The following is a 19,262-nucleotide window of genomic DNA, read 5'->3' as shown; positions in this document are numbered from 1 at the left end:
GCATAACTAACAAATAGCTTGATTATTTTTCATACGTTATCATACTGTAAAATCTACAAAAAAGAAGTATAAAATTATGAACTTTTTAGTACATCTACATCTCGCAGATATTAGCGACACGCACCTTTCGGCTAATCTTGCGGGTGATTTTGCTAAAGGCAGCATAATCGACCACCCTAAACACTTGCAGCAAGGGATCTGGTTGCACAGACAAATTGATATTGTGACAGATAGTCATGAAATTATTAAGGACTTACTCAGTCAATTTCCTAGTAGCTCTCGCAGAGTTGCGCCCATTTTAATCGATTTAGCTTTTGATCATTATCTAGCTTATTACTGGGAAGAATATCATCAACAATCATTACTCGATTTCACTCAAAAAGCTTACCAATGCATGCAGACAACTCAAGAATTACCCCCGAAACTGCAAACGATTATTCCAAGTATTATTCAACAAGACTGGTTAAGCAGTTATCAATCGAGACAAGGTTTGGATCAGGCCATCACGGGCGTCAGCAAACGTCTGTCTAAACCAGAGCTATTCAATAGTGCCATCAAAGATGTAGATAAACTTTATATCGAAATTGAAATTGCATTTCGCACCTTTTACCCTCAACTAATGGCCTACAGCCGTATCTACAGCCGTAAAACACCTGCAGAATATTTAGTTTAATCATTAAATATTTAGCTATTGGGTCTGCAAACAATAAGAGGCTGCTGACCAAAATAGCTTTATAAGATGCTGTAAGTGGAAGTTATTGAAGTTTGGGATAATAGCTAATGGATAATAAAATTTTGCTTCGCCAACGTATTCGCACCGGCTCATTCTGGGTAAAACAATTGCGCGATATAAGTATCATCCTAGTGATACTTTTCGTTATAACCAGTTATTTACAGCGCGACATGATCAACGGCCAAGCACCTAATTTATCTGCGGTAACGGTTAGCCAACAGCCTTTTGACTTAACAGCATCAACATCAACCAAACCGACACTCGTTTACTTTTGGGGCTCCTGGTGTTCAGTCTGTAAAATAACCTCGCCAATGGTCAACTCAGTTGCTTCTTCAAATGATTACCAAGTCATATCGATTGCCGTCGCCTCAGGTTCTGATGATGATATCACCCAATATATGCAACTTAATCAGCTCAGTTTTGCAGTCATTAACGAGGCACAATTACCACAGGAGATAAACCAGCCAAGTTTATCGCAACAATGGGGCGCAAATGCTTTTCCTTCTATCTATATTATTGATGAAAATCAGCATATCCGCTTCGTTACCTCTGGTGTAACCACCACTTGGGGCTTAAAATTACGTTTATGGCTGACGACTTTTTTATAAGCCAAAACAGGCGGTATCATTGGCATTACTTATTGTAGAAACCTGAACTTGCTGTAGAGCCCCAAAACTCACGCTGTACAAAAGTGATCAAAGAGAAAATCAATGCACATATTTACTTATCAGCCACCCAGCATTCCCTGGCTAGATATTCGATACGTAGACAGAGACATTATTGTTATCAATAAGCCGTCAGGATTATTATCGAATCCAGGACGAGCGCCTGAGACCCATGACTGTGCCATTAATCGGCTAACAGAGCGATACTCAGATGCCATTTTGGTTCATCGCCTTGACTGTGACACTTCAGGCATTTTAATTTTTGCCCGTAATAAAAAAGCGGAATCACACCTAAAGACCCAATTTCAAAATCGCCAGGCTAAAAAAGTCTATATTGCTGAAGTAAGCGGACATATCGACAACCAAACAGGCCAAATTGATTTAGCCTTGGGCCCAATAATCGATAACCCGCCTTTTCAACACGTTACCGACCAAGGCAAAGCCGCTATAACCGACTATAAAATAATTGAACTACGTCCCTATTCCACTTTAGTTGAGCTTAGTCCGCATACCGGTAGAACCCACCAGCTTAGGGTGCATATGTTGGCATTAGGTCACCCTATTCTTGGCGACACATTCTATGCTGATAAAGCGAGTATTGATGCTAGCCCACGATTAAAATTGCATGCACAGTCGCTAACGATTACTCATCCTTACAAGCAAACCCTATTAGAATTTGTTAGTTCAGCACATTTTTAGCATTCCTTAATATGTGATTTAACCCGTTATTCAAACAAAAATGCCGCCCTTAAAAAAGGGCGGCATTTTTGTTTGAAATACATTAACGCTATTAGATTACCGTGATGATATTGCCATTATTGCATTTAGGTAGCAGTCACTTATTGAATTTAAAAGCGCAATAGCATGGTGATTAAACTAAGTTAGCTTTATTTTCTGCGGCCTCACAAGCTGCAGCAGTAAAGACGACATCGGTTGAACTATTCAAGGCTGTTTCAGCAGAGTCTTGGATAACGCCAATAATAAAGCCAACCGCAACAACTTGCATTGCCACATCATTTGAAATACCAAATAGGCTACATGCCAAGGGTATGAGTAATAACGAGCCACCAGCGACACCTGATGCACCACAAGCAGACACTGCAGCTACAACGCTTAATAAAATCGCCGTCGTAATATCAATTTGAATACCTAACGTATTCACTGCCGCTAAAGTCAGTACTGTAATGGTAATCGCAGCCCCGCCCATGTTAACTGTAGCGCCCAGCGGAATAGACACAGAGTAAGTATCTTTATGCAGTTTTAGCTCTTCACACAACGCCATATTAACCGGAATATTAGCGGCACTTGAACGGGTGAAAAATGCGGTCACACCACTTGAACGTAGGCATTTCAATACCAGAGGATACGGGTTACGTTTAATCTTGATGTATACAATCAGCGGGTTTACCACTAATGCAATAAATAACATAGCGCCAACTAATACTAGCAATAACTGTCCATATCCGGCTAATGCGGCAAAGCCAGTCGTAGCAAAAGTTGCCGCAACTAAACCGAAAATACCAATAGGTGCTAGGCGAATAACAAAACGTACAATAGTCGATACGCCATCACTTAAGTCAGCTAACATACGTTTACTTGAGTCACTTGCATGGTGCATTGCGACACCTAAGCCGATACCCCAAGCTAATATGCCAATATAATTACCCGTCATTAATGCATTAACCGGATTATCAACCACTTTAAACATCAAGGTATTTAATACTTCACCAATACCCTGAGGTGGATTAGAACCTTCAATACCTGTAGCTAATAATAGTGTGGTTGGAAACATAAAACTGAACATAACCGCTGTAATCGCTGCGGCTAAAGTACCAATCAAATACAGCACAATAATAGGACGCATATTAGTATGGCTGTCTTTCTTTTGATTAGCGATAGATGACGCCACTAAAACAAACACTAAAATAGGCGCAATGGCCTTTAATGCTCCAACAAATAGATCGCCTAAAAAAGCAACCTGACCAGCGGCTTCACTTGACACAGAGGCGATGATAACCCCGCAAATAATCCCGCCAATAATTTGTAGTACTAAGCTACCATTGGCAATACGTGCAAACAGTGATGTGTTTTGATTCATTACTTTACCTTAACATTATTTATTATTATTGATTTACTTACTAAGGTCTGTATATCAGGATGAGGCGGGCAAAGTCTAGCAAAGACGTTAAATTGATGCGGAAATTACCCTAAACTTCCATGTTAGCCACATTAATTAAACATGTTAACTGGGAGATTTAACCAAGTTGGATGCGTCGCTAATGTGTTTTGCACCGCGTAACATAGCTTCGATCAATTCTTTGGCATCAAACTTAGTTAACGCTTCATTGGCACCAACTTGCTTCGCTTGACTTAAACTAATTTCGCTTGAAAGTGAGGTATGTAAAATAATATAAGCTTTGGCAATTTCGGGGTTATTTTTGACCTCGAACGATAATTCATATCCATCAAGACCAGGCATTTCGATATCGCTCACCAACAGTTGTACTGGATTGCGCTCTTTTGCCGCCTCAACCATCATAGTCAATGCTTCTTGGCCATTAGATGTAACCTGGTAGCCAATGTTAATCGAATCTAACGCATCAGATAGTTGCTTACGGGCTACTTTTGAGTCATCAACAATCAAAATACGTAATGGTTTAAGTTTTTCTCGCTGCACATCGGTTAAAATGGCACGATTAACAGATGGGTCATGCGGGAATATTTTTGATAGCAATAGCTCAACATCTAGCAATTGCACTAACTGGCCTTCAAAACGTGTCACACCGGTTAAAAAGGCATTCTTGCCTAAGTTAGTCGCCGGCGGCTCAATATCACGCCAATTACATTCAATAATTTTGTCTATTGCGCGTACCACAAAACCAATCACCATCCGCTGACAATCAGTAATAATGATAAAACAATTTTTTAATTCACTTTCATCTATCGGTCTAAATCCAATACCTGCTGCCATATCAATAATCGGAATGGTGCCACCGCGCACAGCAGCGGCCCCCATGATACTAGGATGAGAATTAGGGATCTTTGTCAAGGCAGTAAAAGGCACCAGTTCACGAACTTTTAATGTACCCAATGCAAACAGTTGACTCTGATTTAAATGAAACAGGAGCAACCCTTGGGATTGACTGGCTTTGCTAACCTTTGATGCCATTGAGTGTCCTCACTAAAAATATAAAATGACTACTTTGATAATATAGCAGTAAATGGCTGTCATTATTGTGCTATCAATTCAATTTTCTACTTAAAGTAATATAGATAAAGTGAATGGCGGATTATTTCAATACCATTTGGATATAATTGTTAAATTTGATGAGTAATGGCTAAGAAACTAACATCCAATAAAAAAGGAATACCCATCAGAACACAGCTGAATCATTATTAAATCGATTCAGAATTGCACTGCTAAGTATTCCCTTATCTAACAAATACCAATAATTAGTTAGATGACTCTTGTAATTTGTACAGCACATCGTAAACGAACTGGTCCCAGCCTTCAGCGTCAAACGCTAAACCACTGGCGTTACGCACCTGGCTAACGGCATGCACAGGGGCTGCGCCATTTTCCATTAAATAATACGCCATCATAAGTTCGGTACGGTTAATACCTGAGCGACAATGCAGTAATACGGCTTTATTTTCGGACTCTGCCTGACGAATAAAAGCTAATACCTTAGGCATAATTTGTGCACAAATCTCAACGTCACCTTCAACGGGCGGGATGTTATCAGGTAAGCTAAATACCTGATGCGCTATCCCTAAATCGGCCATAGCTTGTGTGTCACACATAGCACCATCATTGAGTGACGCTATCGCACCGAATCCGGCGGCTTTAAGTTCTGCTAAATCCCATGCATCTTTATTGGGACCACTGCGTCCTGCAAGTTGCCCATCTATTAACCAAAAAACTTGTTTCATATACCTACTACTTAATTTCGTTTTTAGACCAAACATTTACATTTTCAGGAGGAAGTTTTTTACGCTTCTTTTTTCCCGTTCCTGCAGGCTTAGCCATTGGTTTAACGATTTGCGCGCTTAATGGCATTTCTTCATCTGCCTCAAAGCCTACTATTTGCTCACGTTCAAGGCGAATTTGATTCTTTTTCTCTATTACTGAGAAATGATGATAGTCATCATGACAAAGCAAACTTATGGCTAAACCCACTTCACCAGCTCGGCCGCTTCGACCAATACGGTGCATATAATCAGCAGGACTTCGGGGTAAGTCAAAATTAATTACCACAGGTAGTTTTTCAATATCAATACCGCGAGCCGCAATGTCGGTGGCAATTAATACATCAATTTCAGACAATTTGAAAGCTTCTAATACACGATTTCTTGCACCTTGTGCTTTATCGCCGTGAAACACTTCTGCATTAATGCCTCTTTTAGCCAGTTTTTGGGTTAAATGATTACAGGTATTTTTTGCATTAACAAATATAAGTGCCTGACGCCATTGATTTTCATTAATCAAATGCGCTAATAATGCCGTTTTAGATTCACGATTAACAGTAAAAACCCGTTGCACCAAAGTACTTGCTTCAGCACTTTGTAAATGTATTTCAAGTGGCTTAGTTAATAATGATGAAGCTAGGGCTTGGACCTCTTCAGGAAAAGTCGCAGAAAACAGCAAGGTTTGCTTTTTCTTTGGCATTAACTCAAGTACTTGAGTTAACTCTTCGGTAAAACCAAGACTTAACATGCGATCAGCTTCATCAAGCACTAAATGCGAAACGGTATTTAACTTAAGTGCATTTGAAGAGAGTAAATCTAATAATCGCCCCGGCGTAGCAACCACTACATCGGCCCCGCCACGTAGAGCTAACATTTGGGTATTGACTGACACACCACCATAAATAGCAACGGTTTTAATCAAGCCATTTAAATGACTTGCGTAAGACTGAAAGCTATCGGCCACCTGTTTAGCGAGTTCACGCGTTGGCACCAATACTAAGCAACTGACATTATTATTTTTTGAGGTGCTTTTTTTGGTGCTAAGACTTAAATGTTGAATGATAGGTAATGCAAACGCAGCTGTTTTACCTGAACCGGTATTGGCCCCCGCAAGAATATCCTGACCTTGCAATAACGCCGGAATTGTCGCCGCTTGCACAGGTGTTGGGGAGGTATAATTTAGCTCAGCAAGTCGAGCTAGCAAAGGCGCCGACAAGCCAAAATCAGTAAAAGTAACAGTTTGGGTCATGTATCAATTCAATTAATTTGGATAAACCACAATTTTACATTAGTTTGTGGGTGAAGTCTGAAATAATTCAATCAGCAGAGTGCCGTTCTGTGAGCTAACAATCCAATTCTACACTCTGAACCAGCCACGACATTATCGAAAATGCTTTAAAATGGAAATAATAAGCCAGGTCCCCGATAACAGATCTCGGGATGACGGAGGAAAATATCAAACCGTCATCCCGGCAATGCTTCTGGGCCGGGAACCAGTATTCATACAAAGTATTTAAAATCGAGATCCCCGATAACAGATCTCGGGGATGACGGAAGAAAATATCAAACCGTCATCCCGGTAATGCTTCTGGGCCGGGAACCAGTATTCATACAAAGTATTTAAAATCGAGATCCCCGATAACAGATCTCGAGGATGACGGAAGAAAATATCAAACCGTCATCCCGGCGATGCTTCTGGGCCGGGAACCAGTATTCATACAAAGTATTTAAAATCGAGATCCCCGATAACAGATCTCGGGGATGACGAAGAAAAATATCAAACCGTCATCCCGGCGATGCTTCTGGGCCGGGAACCAGTATTCATACAAAGTATTTAAAATCGAGATCCCCGATAACAGATCTCGGGGATGACGGAAGAAAATATCAAACCGTCATCCCGGTAATGCTTCTGGGCCGGGATCTGGCTTTTCTATTTATTCAATCCGAGCAACATCGTACTTGGCATTTTAATATTTAGCTTCTAACCCTAATAAAAATTGCTTCATCTCTAAGCCATAGGCATAACCGGTTAACTTACCACTTTTACCAATTACTCTATGGCATGGCACTATTATCGCAATCGGGTTGGCCCCATTTGCAGCCCCAACGGCCCTTACCGCTTTAGGGCGATTTATACCGTTAGCAATGTCGCTGTAACTGCATATTTCGCCAAATTGCATGGCTGATAACGCTTGCCAAACTTGATGCTGAAACACTGTACCTTTGGGCGCGAGAGATAACTCAAACACCTTACGCTTACCGGCAAAATATTCCGTTAACTGCTTATGGACCTTGTTTATGTGTTGCTGAGCAAGATGCTTTTGTTGTCGACTTAGGTCATCTGATTGCTCGCGATTACATTCAAGTTCAATAACCTCGCCAAATGTTTCAACAGCAGCCGATTGACGGCTAATATCAACAACCGTCAAATGAGTCAGTCCTTCACTTGACGCTTTTACTGACAACACCCCTACAGGGCTGGTTAAATTGACTGTTAATACTGGCGGCTGATATTGATTAACCATTTTTTGTATCCTTGTATAAATTAAATCCAGGCGGGTTTTAATTAAATCATACCGAGATTAAGTAATACCAACCTCACTCGGCGGACCATAACTGAAACGTTAAGTAACTGCCCCATGGCGCGGCTTGCTCGGCAACCTGATCTGCCAGTTGTTGATATTGTTTTGCGGTTTCTATGCTAGTAGCGCTTTTGTCACATAATGCTTTTAAGCGATTTTTGATCACTAAATCACCGCTCAAAAATACATTAGACTGACTCTCACCGCGCATTTGCGCATAGGCGACAGTCCAGGGGCCAATACCTTTAACATCAAGCCAATCGAGTGGTGAAGACTGCGGGTTATTATGCACAAACTTACCTAAGCCATTTAATGCCAACTTTCTTGCCCCTGGCATTTTCAGCTCATCTAAACTAGCACAGCCAATGGCTTCAGGCGTTGGAAACAATCTAAACGTTTGCTGACCCAGCGTTATACTCTCACCATAATGCTCCACCAGAGTATTGAGCAACTTAGAGGCTTGTACCACACTCACTTGTTGACCAAGTACGGCGCGGCAGGCCGCTTCAAACACCGAAAAAGTAGCCGGTATTCTTAAACCCGGCTTTAATGCAACGGCACTGATATCGATAGCCTTAATACTTTTCAGTTGGCCTTCAATGGTTAACATGTCAGCATCCAAATCAAGCATCTTTCTGACGGCATTAACCACAGCTGCTAAATAACGTGAATCTGTTGGTTCGACAAAGCTTACCGCAAGTTCAAACAGTGACTTAGTCTCTATGTGTTTGAGCTGCAATATGCCTTTAACGCCATTAAGATTAAAACTTCGACCATAAATTTCGTCAGCCAACCATTCCATATTGGCAACTTGCCTTAAATGATAAAAGTCATGCATTGCCTGCCAGTTTAAGGGTGGCCGATAGCTAAGTTTTAAGGTGATGCTCGCGCGGGTGTTTATAACATCGCGTTGATAGGTGTTTTGATGGTTGCTTTGCATATCCGTCGACACTGTTTGAACTGTTTTGTCGCTTTTATCAATAGAGGCTTTACTAAGATTCTTTCTTAGTGATGTTGGCGTTAATTGTAGCGCTTGCTTAAATGTGTCATTAAAACTGCGGATACTATTAAACCCTGAGGCAAATGCTACATCGGTTATCGGCAACGCCGTTTGATGTAATAATGTTTTAGCAAACATCACTTGCTGATATAGCGCATATTTCTTTGGTGATGTGCCCAGAAATTGAGTAAATAACTTCACCAAATATCGGCTGCTGATGCCGAGTTTGTCAGACAATTGTTCGACACTGAGTGCCGACTCACCTGTCATCGCCCCATTGTCGATTAGCTTTATCGCCCGCTGTAATGTGGTTTGAGTGCCTATCCACGCATAGGAGTAAGGCGCACTGTCTGGACGACAACGTAAACAAGGCCTTAAACCATGATTAGCCGCTTTAATTGGGCTGTCAAAGTAGCGGACATTTTTCTCATGCGGCGGTGACGCGGGACAAATAGAGCGACAATAAATACCAGTACTAAAAACACCCGTATAAAATTGGCCATCAAATCGCGCGTCACGGCTAAGCCTAGCTTGACGACACACCTCGGCCAAAATCGTACAGTCATGTTCAGGAAGAATAGCCACAATGGCACCAGTAGAATGAATAATAGGCTTACTTTACGTCAGCAGACCATTCTGCACTAGCGGAAATCGGTACTGAAGCCTCCCCTAATTGAACCAGCACCACAAACACAGCCATTTACATTTCTCTCAATATTCGCGGTAAATAATACTGAGGTTATAAAGCACTTAAGGTATCCTAACAGCAAAGATTATTGAAGAATAACCAGAGCCTTGCATGTTTAAATTTTTTGAATCACTCGTACAACCTTTGCCACCCGAAGAACCGACTCAGCCACCCAAAAGCTTATATGCTTTTTGCCGTCATTATACCAAAGGGTTCGGCGCGCCATTAATTGCGATGTCGGTGCTAACCGCTCTTTTGGCGATGCTAGAAGTGTCCCTTTTTGGCTTTATGGGACAATTGGTTGATTGGTTGGTGACGAAAAATCCCCAGACATTATGGCAAGATGAAGGTGACACGTTAATCACCATGTCGGTTATCGTGTTAGTCGTTATTCCCTTTCTAGTTTGGCTACATGCATCAATTGTTTATCAAACCTTGTTAGGTAATTACCCTATGGCTATCCGGTGGATGGCACACCGTTATTTACTGAAACAAAGTATCTCGTTCTATCAAGATGATTTTGCAGGGCGCGTGGCCACCAAAGTCATGCAAACAGCCCTTGCAGTACGTGAAACCGTGATGAAACTACTCGATGTATTGGTATACATTTTAGTCTACTTCACCTCAATGTTAGTCATGATTGCCAGCGCAGACTTACGCCTAATGCTGCCGATGCTAATTTGGTTAGCGGCTTATGTGGCTATCCAATGGAAATTAGTACCAAAACTTAAAGCTATAGCAACAGAGCAAGCCGACGCACGTTCAACCATGACAGGGCGAATTGTTGACAGCTATACCAATATAGCCACCGTAAAACTGTTTTCTCATACCCAACAAGAAACCGATTACGCCAAAGACAGCATGATGATTTTTTTAAAAACCGTTTACGGCCAAATGCGTCTGGTCACCGTGATTAACGTATCAGTACAAATCATCAACTACATCTTAGCCTTCACTATTACTGCGGTATCTATTTGGTTATGGGCGGACGATGCCATCACAGTCGGCGCTATCGCTATTGCGGTTAGCTTAGCACTGCGACTCAATGGCATGTCACAATGGATAATGTGGGAAATCAGTTCATTATTTGAAAATATTGGCACAGTGACAGATGGAATGAATACTTTATCTAAGTCTATTTTGATTGAAGATAAAGTCGATGCCAAACCACTCAATGTTAGCCGAGGGCAAATTGACTTCAACCAGGTAAGCTTTCATTACGGTGAAAAAACTGGCGTGATTGAAGGGCTAGACTTGCACATTAAAGCCGGTGAGAAAGTCGGCTTAGTAGGACGTTCAGGCGCAGGTAAATCTACCCTAGTGAATTTATTAATGCGTTTTCATGACATCGAAAAAGGTGAGATTTTAATTGATCAACAAGGATTAAAAGATGTCACCCAGGACTCATTACGCGCTCATATCGGCATGGTGACACAGGACACATCGCTATTGCACCGCTCCATTCGTGAAAACGTTCTTTATGGTGACCCTAATGCCAGCGAAGCACAATTAGTTGCAGCGATTCAACAGGCACAAGCTACCGAGTTTATTGCCGCATTAACAGACCCACATGGCAATGTCGGCCTGGATGCTCAAGTTGGTGAACGTGGTGTAAAACTGTCAGGCGGACAACGCCAACGTATCGCCATTGCCCGGGTATTGCTTAAAAACGCCCCTATTTTGCTGTTAGATGAAGCCACATCAGCACTCGACTCTGAAGTTGAAGCGGCGATTCAAGAATCATTATATGAATTAATGGAAGGTAAAACCGTTATCGCCATCGCCCATCGACTATCAACAATAGCCGCGATGGACAGGTTAATCGTATTAGACAAAGGCAAAATAGTTGAGCAAGGTAGCCACCAAGAACTTATCGCCAGTGGCGGTATTTATAGCCAGCTATGGGCACATCAAACTGGAGGTTTTTTAGGGCTAGATTAACCCAGTTTAAATGACGTCATCCGCACGAACAAGAATAGCGGATGACGTTCTCTGGACTTATTTGAGCGCTCAATAACATTATTACCAGTACCTGCGCCTTGTTACCGCTATATGCCAAAAGCAATTTTATCAACTACCATAATAACCAGAAAAGACGCTAACTATGGATAGGTTTTCACTGCTATGGATCAGCAATCATACGTTTATATACTCGCCAACAAACCTAACGGCACTCTTTATATAGGGGTAACGTCTTCACTTATAAAGCGTATATATGAACACAAAAATAACGTATGTGATGGGTTTAGTAAAAAATATAACACCAAGAAATTAGTTTATTTTGAAATTCATGATGATATTTATCAAGCCATCACTCGTGAGAAACAACTTAAAAAATGGCAGCGAAATTGGAAAATTAAATTGATAGAGAAAAATAACCCTTACTGGGTTGATCTTTATGATGATCTACTTTAAATCCTAAAATATGCTTTTAAATCAAATGCTCTACGTACAATACCTGCCAACTGCCAAAATCGAGATCCCCGATAACAGATCTCGGGGATGACGAAGAAAAAAATCAAACCGGCAATAATATAGGTAATGTGTCCACCCACCGTCATCCCGGTAATGCTTCTGGGCCGGGATCTGGCTTTAGTCAAACAAGTGGCCTAATATTTTTAAACAACTGTCCATGTTGATCTTTGTCCGATAATAAAGGTGCATCATTTACAGGCCACTTGATATTTAGATGAGCATCATTCCACAAAATGGTTTCTTCTGATTGTGGATGATAATAATCGGTGCATTTATAAACACATTCTGCAAAATCACTTAGTACATAAAAACCGTGGGCAAAACCGGCAGGGATCCAAACTTGGCGTTTATTGTCAGCTGAAAGCAACACCCCAACCCATTGCCCATATGTCGGCGAGTCAGTGCGAATATCAACGGCAACATCAAATATTTCACCTGATATGACTCGAATTAACTTACCTTGAGTCTGCTGACGCTGGAAATGTAATCCGCGCAAGGTGTCTTTTACCGACTTAGAATGATTATCTTGCACAAAATGAGTTGGCTTGCCTGCAACTAATGTCTCAAACTGTTGTTGATTCCAGGTTTCGCAGAAATAGCCTCTGTCATCACCAAATACCTTTGGCTCAATGATTTTCACACCGGCTATATTAGTTTCAATCACGTTCATTTATTGCTCTTTCTCGGACTTAGTTGGAGGAGTAAATCTTATCTGCGAAGTATCATCCTCTAATGCAAGCGGCGCTAATACAGTCACAACCTTAGATAAAGCCGATATCCAGTCACTGGGATGAATGCCAAATGTGTCAGTGATTTTTTGACAATGTAATTTACTATTGTGCGGTCGTTTTGCGGCGACAGGATACTCATTTGTGCTAATTGGCTTTAATTCAGCAAGGTTCAACTTTGTTGCTATGCGATGATTTTCAGTCTGTGAGTGATCATTCACAATCTTTTGTTGAACTATCTTTTGCGCAAATTGATACCAACTCACATGGGGCAAACCTGAGAAATGATACACGCCATAAAGAGTATTATTAATATGCTCATTTTGGCCACGCTGAGCACCTAGAGTATGAGCTGTATTCGTATCTAATTGCAGCATAATCGAAATCAAAGTCTGTGCAACATGTCCCGCATACGTAGGGCCACCAAACTGATCATCAACAATATGTAAAGTGGGTTTATCCTGACTTAAACGTAATATAGTGCGGACAAAATTATTGCCATATTCACTGAACATCCAGGCAGTACGCAAAATAATATGCTTAGGGTTAGATTGCATTACAGCAACTTCACCAGCGAGTTTACTTTCGCCATACACACTTAAAGGACTGGTAATATCGTCTTCTTGATATTCGCCAAGCTTATCACCAGCAAAAACATAATCGGTTGAGACATGTAATATTGTCGCACCAATGCCATTGGCCGCTTGGGCTAAACTTTTCGCCCCATCACGATTAACCGCATAAGCGAGTTCAACATCATTTTCAGCCCTATCAACAGCGGTATAAGCTGCGGTATTGATAATATAATCGGGTAAAAACTTTGCCATGACCAATTCAACAGCATCAAGGTTTGAAATATCTAACTGCTGCTTTGTTAACGCTAATACTTCAACATGAGGCATCATAACGCAGTGCAAATATGCGACTAGCGATCGCCCCAGCTGACCATTAGCCCCTGTGATCAACAAACGCATTAGCCTACTTCCTCAATCAAACGTAGTAGGTATTGGCCGTATTCATTTTTCAATAATGGTTGCGCAATTCGGCAAAGGTCATCGTCAGAAAGCCAACCATTACGCCAAGCTATCTCTTCTAAACACGCTACTTTTAATCCTTGCACGGCTTCAATGGTTTGCACAAAAGAAGACGCCTGATGCAAGCTTTGATGGGTGCCAGTATCAAACCAAGCAAAACCTCGGCCTAAAAGCTCAACTGATAAACTTGCATCATCTAAATACCGTTGATTTAAATCGGTTATTTCAAGCTCATGTCTGGCTGAAGGTGTAAGCGCCTTAGCAAACTCAACCACACGATTATCATAAAAATACAGCCCAGTAACCGCGTAACTCGACTTAGGCTTTAGTGGTTTCTCTTCAATCGAAATAGCATTCATTTGCGGATCAAACTCTACCACGCCAAATCGCTCAGGATCTTTCACCTGATAACCAAATATTGTTGCGCCGAACGGCTTACTTACAGCTTGTTTAAGGGTATGGCTAAATGACTGTCCATAAAAAATATTATCCCCTAATACCAAGCAAACATTATCATTACCAATAAACGATTCACCAATGATAAAAGCTTGTGCTATGCCATCTGGTGACGCCTGGATTGCGTAACTTAGGCGCACACCATAATCTGAACCATCACCCAAAAGACGTTCAAAACTGTGTTTATCTTCAGCGGTAGTGATAATAAGAATATCTCTTATACCCGCCAACATTAAGGTTGATAAAGGATAATAAATCATTGGCTTATCATAAACCGGCAGCAACTGCTTGGATATTCCACGAGTAAGAGGATATAAACGCGTACCCGTTCCACCCGCTAAAATAATGCCTTTCATAACCCCTCTCATTTTCAACGTGACATAAGCCAGTATTTAATCAACCGTTATCAAGAATTAAGGCCTAAACGCTCACCTTGATAACGACCATCTTGCACATGTTGACACCAGCCTTGGTGGGTTAAATACCATTCGATAGTTTTACGTAAACCTGTTGCAAAGGTTTCTTGTGGTTGCCAGTTCAATTCATGGCTTATCTTGGTGGCATCAATAGCATAACGATGGTCATGACCGGGTCTGTCTGTGACATAAGTAATTTGTTCAGCGTAAGAAGTCTCTTTAGGCAAAAGAGCATCTAAAATACCACAAATAGCCTTCACTACATCGATATTGCGTTGCTCATTATGGCCACCAATATTGTAGGTCTCACCCACCTTACCTTCAGTCACCACTTTATACAGTGCCCTAGCGTGGTCTTCGACATATAACCAATCACGAATTTGATCGCCTTTACCATAAATCGGTAAATCTTTACCCTCTATTGCATTTAAAATAACCAGTGGAATTAACTTCTCAGGAAAGTGGTATGGACCATAATTATTCGAACAATTACTCACAATCGTTGGCAAGCCATAGGTGCGGCACCACGCACGAACTAAATGATCACTGGATGCTTTTGATGCTGCATAAGGGCTACTGGGTGCATAAGATGTTTGTTCAGTGAATTTAGGTAAATAGGCAAATTGATCAGCGCACACATCATCAGGATGAGGTAAATCACCAAACACTTCATCGGTAGAAATATGGTGAAAACGAAATTGATTCTGTTTAGCAAGGACGAGTGTTTGCCAGTATTTACGCGCTGCCTCCAACAACGTAAAAGTGCCGACAATATTGGTTTGAATAAAATCACTGGGTCCAGTAATTGAACGGTCAACATGACTTTCAGCGGCTAAGTGCATAATAAAATCAGGCTGATGTTCGGCAAAAACACGATCTAATTCTGCACGATTACAAATGTCGACCTGCTCAAAATGATAACGCGGGTTATAACTCACAGATTGTAAAGACGCTAAGTTACCCGCATAGGTGAGTTTATCAACATTAACGACTTCATCTTGGGTATGCTCAATTATAAAACGCACTAAGGCCGAGCCAACAAAACCTGCTCCACCCGTCACTAATATCTTCAAAGACATTCACCCAATTATATCAAAATCATTAAGGTTAATTGTAAGTGACAATACAAAGTCTACCAAGGGTTAACGATTAAGATGTACCACCGGTATTAAGGTAACACCGTCACCTCGGTATACAAAACCACCGTCATCCCAGTAATGCACCTACCCACCGTAATCCTGGTAATGCATCAGCCACCGTCATCCCGGTAATGCTTCTGGGCCGGGATCCTGTCCTTATACAAAATATCTAAGATCGAGGTCCCCGATAACAGATCTCGGGGATGACGAAGAAAAAACATCAAACCGGCAGTCTTATAGGTAGTGCAGCTTCTGCATTCATACAGGCATGAACCACCTACCGTCATCCCGGTAATGCTTGTGGGTCGGGATCCTGTCTCCATACAATATATCTAAGATCGAGGTCCCCGATAACAGATCTCGGGGATGACGAAGAAAAAAACATCAAACAGGCAGTCTTATAGGTAGTGCAGCTTCTTCATTCATACAGGCATGAACCACCTACCGTCATCCCGGTAATGCTTGTGGGCCGGGATCTGATTTATAAAATCTAACAGCATTAAATAACAACTCGTAAAATGACCTAGACCCTAAGCTTTACCAATCTCAACATTACAGTCGGGTAGTAGTTGGCGATACTTGTCTGCAAGCGCTTGTTTGGCCTCATCATCACCATGCACTATACGTATATGTTTGGGTTTATGATGCATACGTTTGACGAAGTTAATTAAATTAGCTTGATCAGCATGGGCTGAGTAACCGCTTATAGTATGCACACCGGCTTTAATATCGATACGTTCGTCATCCAACATTACATAGCCACCTTTCGGGCCAAAGTTTTGAATGTCCCTACCCGGTGTACCTTGAGCTTGATAGCCCACAAACAACACATCAGCGGTAGGCTCAGATAAAAAGCGTTTCAGGTAATTCATAATACGCCCACCACTGCACATGCCAGAGGCTGCAATAACGATGGCAGGCTTATTACGAGAGTTAAGGTAGTTGATCACCGCTAGATGGTCTTGATGACTATCGATAGTATAAAGTTGCTCAAAATCTAACGGGTGACGGCCTTTATTAACCACCCGTTTAGCTTCACTATCCCATAAAGCTTGGAATTGCAGGTACTTCTGGGTGAACTTAGCAGCCATGGGAGAGTCGACAATAATATCGATATTTTGCCAAATAGGATTATGCTGGTTTTTAGCTATAATGTTTTCAAACTCATATAATAACTCTTGAGTTCTGCCAATGCTGAATGCAGGAATGAGTACGACACCATTATCAGCAACACACTTTTCAATAATCTGCTTAAGCAATTTACTGCGATCTTTTCGACCCTGATGATTCTTATCACCATAGGTAGATTCAATGACTAACGTATCGGCGCGATAAGGACTGCGGGGACTGGCCAGTAAAGGAGCATAAGTTGCACCTAAATCACCTGAAAATACCACTCGATGTTTTACCTTACCTATTAGGTCAAACTCAACATAGGCTGAACCTAAGATATGACCGGCAGGTTTAAACTTAAGTTTAATCTCGGTAACGTCGTGCTGCTTAGCATTGCTATCATCTAGAGGCAATGGTGTCCATTGATGGTAATCAATCGGCAATATTAATGATTCAAGTCGTAATAAAAAAGCATCAATCAACTTTTTATCACGCGTCACGCCAATTTTTAATGCATCTTCAATCACTAATGGCAACAATGCCGCAGTCGCTTTAGTGGCATAAATAGGTTTATCAAAACCTGCAGCGATTAAATAAGGGATCCGACCGACATGGTCAATATGACAATGGGTGACAATTAACGCTTGAATAGCACTAATATCAAACTCAATTTGAAGCTGCTGAGCAGAAGATTTACCCGCGGTTTCCGCGCCTTGAAACAATCCACAATCTATAAGATAACTTGATAATCTGCCAGTTTCATTGATATCCAATTGATGACAAGAGCCAGTTACACCATTAACCGCACCATGATGAAGTATCTGCATAAAAAATCCATTTTATATTTTAGATGGATTTAACTTAGCACAAAAATCATGCCATGGAACTACTGCCATTCCAGCAAATATCTATAAGAACATTGAGGCCTTGAGTTTTCACTCAAGGCCTCAATAAATTCTAAAGGAAAAATGACTCAACTGTATTGGCTTACTTTTTTAGCCAGGTAAGTATTTGCCAGACATGAGACAAAGCCCAACTATAAGCGGTAAATATGGCAATAAAACCAACAAACATTATCCATTCTGGTACATTTAAAAGCTCAGATGAAATGCCTATGGCAGCCAATAAAAACGAAAGAAAACTAATGCGAACCAGTGTTTGTCTTCTGCTATAACCCGCTCTTTCAAATATGTGGTGTAAATGATCTCTATCTGCAGTAAAAGGCGAATGGCCCTTTTTAACTCGGCGATACATTATTGCAGCCATATCCATTAAAGGTATCGCAATTAAATACAAGGCTGTAACAGGATTAAATGCGCTATTGTCCGCAGAGGTTCCAATAACCAATAACCAAACAACAGTCAAACCTATCAACATACTGCCAGCATCACCCATAAATATCTTATACAATTTTGATGACGGCCAACGCAAATTGAACATTAAATAAGCAAGCAAAGCTGAGACATATAAAACCGGTAACATAAACCATGGGCTGTCAATCCGATATAGTAGAAAAGCAAGCGATGCAAAAGTGATTAAACTCAAACAACCTGCCAGGCCATCAATTCCATCAACCATATTGAATGCGTTGATCGCTGCAATTACTGCAATAACGGTCAAGAAAATGCCCATAAAACTAAGCTTTAACTCGAAAAAATACACAATATGCCCTAGGGACGATAAATAAATTTCTGCGCCAAATATCATTAACGATGCAATGATAACCTGCGAAACAACCCTCAATCTGACCGACAAGTCATACTTGTCATCTAAAATCCCTAAAAATAATATCAATGCAGCTGATATCAGATAAATATTTAGTTCTCGACTATATTCAAAAAAAGTAGATGAAACCAAAAGGATACTAAGATAAATAGCCAGGCCACCAATTAACGGAACTTCACCTTGATGCTGCTTACGACCATTAGGTATGTCAACTAAACCAACAAACTGCGCTAAAGGTTTGAGAAATTGCACTGCAGTGCACGTAAGAATAAAAGTAATAAAGGCTGGGAGTACGCTTTCCATGAAACCTCTTTAAAAACAACGCTTTACATTAGTTTTGTATAGGAAAATTATTAGATCACGCCATTATAGCGCTAGCGAATATCAAATTCCAGTGTTGGGTAGGCAAACAATTAAATGAGACATTTAAACAAGCTACTATATTACACAAACTATTAGAGCCGACAGTGAAACTAATCACATCCATTATTTATCGTTTTTTATATTTAAAAATAGCCCGAAGCCCGCATTATATCAGC

The 19,262-nt window shown here is 41.0% G+C and carries 17 protein-coding genes; 5 read left to right on the top strand and 12 right to left on the bottom strand.

The features are described 5' to 3' along the window. Positions 1–76: 76 nt before the first annotated feature. The 3 genes from ACRWQL_RS15795 (at position 77) to ACRWQL_RS15785 (ending at position 2,097) form a co-directional block, all read left to right on the top strand. Positions 77–673, top strand: coding sequence for an ACP phosphodiesterase (locus ACRWQL_RS15795; RefSeq protein ID WP_434950967.1), 597 nt, complete (start codon positions 77–79; stop codon positions 671–673). A 107-nt stretch (positions 674–780) separates the two neighbouring features. Then, the gene (locus ACRWQL_RS15790) at positions 781–1,341 is read left to right on the top strand and encodes a protein disulfide oxidoreductase (protein ID WP_434950965.1); all 561 of its coding nucleotides are present in this window, start codon (positions 781–783) and stop codon (positions 1,339–1,341) included. 102 nt (positions 1,342–1,443) lie between these two features. After that, positions 1,444–2,097 carry a pseudouridine synthase gene (locus tag ACRWQL_RS15785; protein ID WP_434950963.1) on the top strand — a complete coding sequence of 218 codons (654 nt, stop codon included), beginning with the start codon at positions 1,444–1,446 and terminating at the stop codon, positions 2,095–2,097. 172 nt (positions 2,098–2,269) lie between these two features. Here ACRWQL_RS15785 and sstT read toward each other — a convergent pair whose 3' ends face one another. The 6 genes from sstT to ACRWQL_RS15755 all read right to left on the bottom strand — a co-directional run bounded on the left by sstT (position 2,270) and on the right by ACRWQL_RS15755 (position 9,534). Continuing rightward, on the bottom strand, positions 2,270–3,496 hold the full coding sequence (gene sstT / locus ACRWQL_RS15780) for a serine/threonine transporter SstT (protein ID WP_434938608.1): 1,227 nt from the start codon (positions 3,494–3,496) through the stop codon (positions 2,270–2,272). Between the two features lie 144 nt (positions 3,497–3,640). Continuing rightward, on the bottom strand, positions 3,641–4,567 hold the full coding sequence (locus ACRWQL_RS15775; RefSeq protein ID WP_434950961.1) for a chemotaxis protein: 927 nt from the start codon (positions 4,565–4,567) through the stop codon (positions 3,641–3,643). Between the two features lie 284 nt (positions 4,568–4,851). Further along, the gene (locus ACRWQL_RS15770) at positions 4,852–5,331 is read right to left on the bottom strand and encodes a dual specificity protein phosphatase family protein (RefSeq protein WP_434950959.1); all 480 of its coding nucleotides are present in this window, start codon (positions 5,329–5,331) and stop codon (positions 4,852–4,854) included. Positions 5,332–5,338: 7 nt separating this feature from the next. Further along, positions 5,339–6,616 (bottom strand): DEAD/DEAH box helicase, encoded by a 1,278-nt coding sequence (locus ACRWQL_RS15765; RefSeq protein ID WP_434950957.1) that lies wholly within the window; start codon positions 6,614–6,616, stop codon positions 5,339–5,341. Between the two features lie 718 nt (positions 6,617–7,334). Further along, positions 7,335–7,892, bottom strand: a complete 558-nt coding sequence (locus ACRWQL_RS15760; RefSeq protein ID WP_434926767.1) for a methylated-DNA--[protein]-cysteine S-methyltransferase — start codon at positions 7,890–7,892, stop codon at positions 7,335–7,337. 73 nt (positions 7,893–7,965) lie between these two features. Continuing rightward, positions 7,966–9,534: a DNA-3-methyladenine glycosylase 2 family protein gene (locus ACRWQL_RS15755; protein WP_434950955.1), complete on the bottom strand. Its 1,569-nt coding sequence runs from the start codon at positions 9,532–9,534 to the stop codon at positions 7,966–7,968. A 214-nt stretch (positions 9,535–9,748) separates the two neighbouring features. On the opposite strand from ACRWQL_RS15755, the gene ACRWQL_RS15750 reads away from it, so the two are divergent. Next, entirely contained in the window at positions 9,749–11,578 is a 1,830-nt protein-coding gene (locus ACRWQL_RS15750; protein WP_226414167.1) for an ABC transporter ATP-binding protein, read from the top strand. A 183-nt stretch (positions 11,579–11,761) separates the two neighbouring features. Then, complete coding sequence (locus tag ACRWQL_RS15745) at positions 11,762–12,052, top strand: GIY-YIG nuclease family protein (protein ID WP_434950953.1); 291 nt, start codon at positions 11,762–11,764, stop codon at positions 12,050–12,052. Between the two features lie 181 nt (positions 12,053–12,233). Here the strand turns inward: ACRWQL_RS15745 and rfbC are convergent, their stop codons facing one another. From rfbC to wecA, 6 genes are all read right to left on the bottom strand, one after another. Further along, positions 12,234–12,782, bottom strand: coding sequence for a dTDP-4-dehydrorhamnose 3,5-epimerase (rfbC, locus tag ACRWQL_RS15740; RefSeq protein ID WP_434950951.1), 549 nt, complete (start codon positions 12,780–12,782; stop codon positions 12,234–12,236). Then, positions 12,783–13,814 carry a dTDP-4-dehydrorhamnose reductase gene (rfbD, locus tag ACRWQL_RS15735; RefSeq protein WP_434950949.1) on the bottom strand — a complete coding sequence of 344 codons (1,032 nt, stop codon included), beginning with the start codon at positions 13,812–13,814 and terminating at the stop codon, positions 12,783–12,785. Next, on the bottom strand, positions 13,814–14,686 hold the full coding sequence (gene rfbA / locus ACRWQL_RS15730; protein ID WP_434950948.1) for a glucose-1-phosphate thymidylyltransferase RfbA: 873 nt from the start codon (positions 14,684–14,686) through the stop codon (positions 13,814–13,816). Before rfbA ends, rfbD begins: the two co-directional genes overlap by 1 nt. Positions 14,687–14,736: 50 nt before the next feature. Next, positions 14,737–15,819 (bottom strand): dTDP-glucose 4,6-dehydratase, encoded by a 1,083-nt coding sequence (gene rfbB, locus ACRWQL_RS15725; protein WP_434950946.1) that lies wholly within the window; start codon positions 15,817–15,819, stop codon positions 14,737–14,739. A 596-nt stretch (positions 15,820–16,415) separates the two neighbouring features. Next, the gene (locus tag ACRWQL_RS15720) at positions 16,416–17,825 is read right to left on the bottom strand and encodes an MBL fold metallo-hydrolase RNA specificity domain-containing protein (protein WP_434950944.1); all 1,410 of its coding nucleotides are present in this window, start codon (positions 17,823–17,825) and stop codon (positions 16,416–16,418) included. Between the two features lie 160 nt (positions 17,826–17,985). Next, on the bottom strand, positions 17,986–19,026 hold the full coding sequence (gene wecA / locus ACRWQL_RS15715) for a UDP-N-acetylglucosamine--undecaprenyl-phosphate N-acetylglucosaminephosphotransferase (protein WP_434950942.1): 1,041 nt from the start codon (positions 19,024–19,026) through the stop codon (positions 17,986–17,988). Positions 19,027–19,262 lie beyond the last annotated feature (236 nt).

Source organism: Shewanella sp. HL-SH4, from assembly GCF_051164845.1.
Lineage (GTDB): Bacteria > Pseudomonadota > Gammaproteobacteria > Enterobacterales > Shewanellaceae > Shewanella > Shewanella glacialimarina.
Note: the sequence above shows the minus strand (reverse complement) of the source record. Positions and strands in the feature narration are given on the sequence as shown.